The sequence below is a fragment of the uncultured Limnohabitans sp. genome, assembly GCF_937889215.1.
Taxonomy (GTDB): Bacteria; Pseudomonadota; Gammaproteobacteria; order Burkholderiales; family Burkholderiaceae_C; genus Limnohabitans_A.
In genome coordinates this window covers 1-3,357 of sequence record NZ_CALBEX010000171.1, presented here as the reverse complement: position 1 = coordinate 3,357, position 3,357 = coordinate 1, and the positions used below count along the sequence as shown (strand labels likewise).

General features: G+C 58.6%; 4 protein-coding genes. 1 reads left to right on the top strand and 3 read right to left on the bottom strand.

What is annotated here, in order from left to right; translation table 11 throughout:
- Together Q0341_RS04440 and murJ are read right to left on the bottom strand one after the other, a co-directional pair.
- Nucleotides 1-716 (bottom strand): transglutaminase-like domain-containing protein (locus Q0341_RS04440; RefSeq protein WP_299510855.1); only part of this gene is annotated, 716 nt, incomplete at its 3' end.
- A 10-nt stretch (nucleotides 717-726) separates the two neighbouring features.
- Complete coding sequence (murJ, locus tag Q0341_RS04435) at nucleotides 727-2,292, bottom strand: murein biosynthesis integral membrane protein MurJ (RefSeq protein WP_299510853.1); 1,566 nt, start codon at nucleotides 2,290-2,292, stop codon at nucleotides 727-729.
- A 165-nt stretch (nucleotides 2,293-2,457) separates the two neighbouring features.
- Between murJ and rpsT the strand changes: the two genes are divergently transcribed.
- A complete protein-coding gene (gene rpsT, locus Q0341_RS04430) occupies nucleotides 2,458-2,772 on the top strand; it encodes a 30S ribosomal protein S20 (protein ID WP_299510851.1) in 315 nt (104 codons plus the stop codon).
- Between the two features lie 184 nt (nucleotides 2,773-2,956).
- Here the strand turns inward: rpsT and Q0341_RS04425 are convergent, their stop codons facing one another.
- Entirely contained in the window at nucleotides 2,957-3,277 is a 321-nt protein-coding gene (locus Q0341_RS04425) for a DUF3579 domain-containing protein (RefSeq protein WP_299510850.1), read from the bottom strand.
- Nucleotides 3,278-3,357: the final 80 nt, after the last annotated feature.

Below are 3,357 nucleotides of genomic sequence, written 5' to 3'. Positions count from 1 at the left end.
TCATCCCAAACCTCGGGCAGCAATACCACCAAGCGGTCGAGCACCTGCAACATGCGGGGCCAATCTTCCTGCGAACGGAAAATTTCTTTCAGGTTGCGCAGCATGCGGGCCAGCATGTCGCGCGGCGGGCAAGCTTGCAAATACAAGCCCAAAGGGGTTTCGCCCTCGTCCAAGTCGGGGGCTGCAAATTGGTCTGCGGGGTCCCTGTAAGGGCTCAGCCGCTCAGACAAATTGTCCAAACCCAAAGACTCGCCCGTGAGCGGGTCCAGCACCACCAAGCCACCCTCGAGCGCCACTTTGACCAAAAAATGGCCAGGAAAGGAAATGCCTTGCGCTTGCAAATCCAAGGCCTGGGCCAGCTCCAGCCAAATCACTGCCAAAGAAATAGGAATCCCCCGGCGTGTGCGCAACACGTCGAAGATGTAGCTGTTTTCTGGTGCGTAATAGTCGTTGGCATTCATCCCAAAGCCAAGGTCTTTGTAAAAAACCTGGGTCAAGATGGCCAGTCGGGTCAGGTCATCGGCCTCGTTGGGCATGCGCGCAGTCACCCTTTTGACCAGTCGCGCCACGTCGTCGAGCACCTGCTGCACATCCAGCGCAGGCTCTTCATCCTGTGCCAAACTGGCCGCAGCCTCCAGCAAAGGGAACTGCTCGTCACTTTGGACCAAGCTGGCAAAGTAGCCGAGCGGCGTCGGGGGAGATAAATTCAATGGCATGTGGAATGGTTCAACGCTTGAGAAAGGCTTTGAGGCGCAAGCCTGTGGCCCACAACACACCAAAATACAGCGCAGCGGAGCCCGCCAAGATCAGCGCCATCCAGCCGATGCGCAGCCAAGCCTCTTGGCGCATGGCCACCCAAGGCAGGTGCTGCGCCGCCCACCAGAGCAAGGCTGTGAGCAAGCCCGTGGCCAGCAACACCTGCAAGGCAAAACGCCACCAGCCGGGTTGCGGTTTGTAACTGCCCCGGCGCAGCAAACCCAGCAACAACCACAGCGCGTTGACCAAAGCGCCTAAACCGATGGACAGCGCCAAACCGGCATGGGCCAAATAAGGCACCAGCAACACGTTGAAAATCTGCGTGAGCACCAACACCACCACCGCGATGCGCACAGGCGTGCGGATGTCCTGGCTGGCGTAGTAGCCCGGTGCCAACACCTTGATGGCCACCAGACCCAGCAAGCCCACGCCATAACCCGTGAGCGCCAGCGTGGTTTGCTGCACATCGCGGTCGGTGAAGGCCCCATAGTGGTAGAGCACCGACACCAGCGGCTGCGCAAAGACCAGCAAAGCCGCCGCACAGGGCAAGGCCAGAAGCAACACCAAGCGCAAACCCCAATCAAGCATGGCCGCATAGCGCTCGCTGTCGCCCGTGGCTTTGGCGGCCGCCAGCTGCGGCATCAGCACCACGCCCAACGCCACACCCAAAATGGCCGTTGGGAACTCCATCAAACGGTCGGCATAGGTCAACCAGCTGACGCTGCCCGGGGCCAGGTGAGAAGCGATCTGGATATTGATGAGCAGAGAAATTTGGGCCACACCCACCCCCAGCAAAGCTGGGCCCATGAGGCGCAAGATGTTCAATGTGGCCGGGTTCGTCCAAGCCTTCTTAACCGCCGCTGGCCCCATGCCCAATCGAGGCAACAAGCCCAATCGGGCCAAAGCCGGAATCTGCGCCGCGAGTTGCAACAGCCCCCCCAGCATCACGCCAACGGGCAAAGCGTAGATGGCTTCCAAACCTTGCTTAGCCAGCCATGGCGACAACAACCAAGCCGCTGCAATCACACTCACATTGAGCAGCACCGGCGTGGCCGCCGGCACGGCAAAGCGTTTCCAAGTGTTCAAAATGCCGGCGGACAACGCCACCATGGACATGAAGGCAATGTAGGGGAACATCCAGCGCGTCATGTTCACCGCCGCGCCATACCCACGGGCGTCTTGCTGCAGGCCGCTGGCCAGGGCCCACACCAACCAGGGCGAAGCCAACACCCCCACCAAAGACAAAGCCAGCACAGACCAGGCCAAAGCCGTGGCCACGCTGTCGATCACCTCACGGGTGGCTTGGTCACCGTGCTGGGCCCGGCTGGCGGCCAGCACCGGCACAAACGCCTGGCTGAACGCCCCTTCTGCAAACAAGCGACGAAACAGGTTGGGGATGCGGAAAGCCACATTGAAGGCGTCGGTCAGGACACTGGCCCCGAACATGGAGGCGATGAGCAACTCACGCACCAAACCCGTGACCCGGGAGGCCAAGGTAAAAATCGACACAACAGAGGCAGAACGTAGCAAGCTCACAGTGGGCGAGTGTAGCGGCCCCTTGTCTACATCCTTGACAATCCAAGCCAAAGTTTCGGCCCAGCTTGACCAGTTGGCATGCGCAGGCAGATCAGATGCATCGCTGGCTCTGCTAGAATGCCGGGTTAGCTGGACATCATCCTCAGACACTGAAAGAACTTATATATGGCATCCGCTAAACCCAAAAAGAAAAACCCCCGTCTTGCTTCCGGCCGTAAACGCGTCCGTCAAGACGTCAAAATCAACGCTGCGAACTCTTCGCTGCGCTCCAAATACCGCACCGCTGTGAAAAACGTTGAAAAAGCCGTTGCAGCGGGCGACAAGACCAAAGCCACCGAGTTGTTTGCCAAGATGCAAACCGTGGTGGACATCATTGCCGACAAGGGCATCTTCCACAAAAACAAGGCAGCTCGTGACAAGAGCCGCTTGAGCGCCAAAGTCAAGACTTTGGCTCTCGCCGCAGCGCCTGCTGCAGCCTGATCCGCTTTATCCGATCAACAGCCCGGCGAGGCTAGTCCTCGCTGCCGTTTGAAACGGGTGCGCTGTCCGCGAACACTGAACCGCCCTGGTGCAAACCTTGGCGGTTTTTTCATGGGCGCTCTCAATTCGCTGGGGGCCATAAAAAAACCGCCATTGTTGGCGGTTGGTTCTTGGTTCTTGGTTCTTATTTTTTGGGTGGTGGGTCAGGCAACAAACAGGCCTCGGCCACTTGCAAGCCGTTGTCCCGAGCGAAGTTCATCACGAAATCCCATGCCATGACGTTGTGATCGCGCAGATCGTGGTTCACGATCACGCACTTCACCCCTGCCAAGGTGGTCGGAATGCACCAAGGCGAATAACTCAGGTGACTGCCTGGGGTAGCTCCCCCAGGTCGAAATGGGCTCATAACGCCCGCCAAGCGTTCTGCCCAATCGCTGGGTCTGAAAGTTTTGCCATCCTGGGTGATGCCCTGGATAAACACTTCTTTGGCGGAGTTAGAAACCATCGGATAGAGGTGTAGGTCAATCGGCCCCGCAGCACGGGATCGCCGCCTGCAGGTTTGCCTAAGTATTGTATCTTATATAA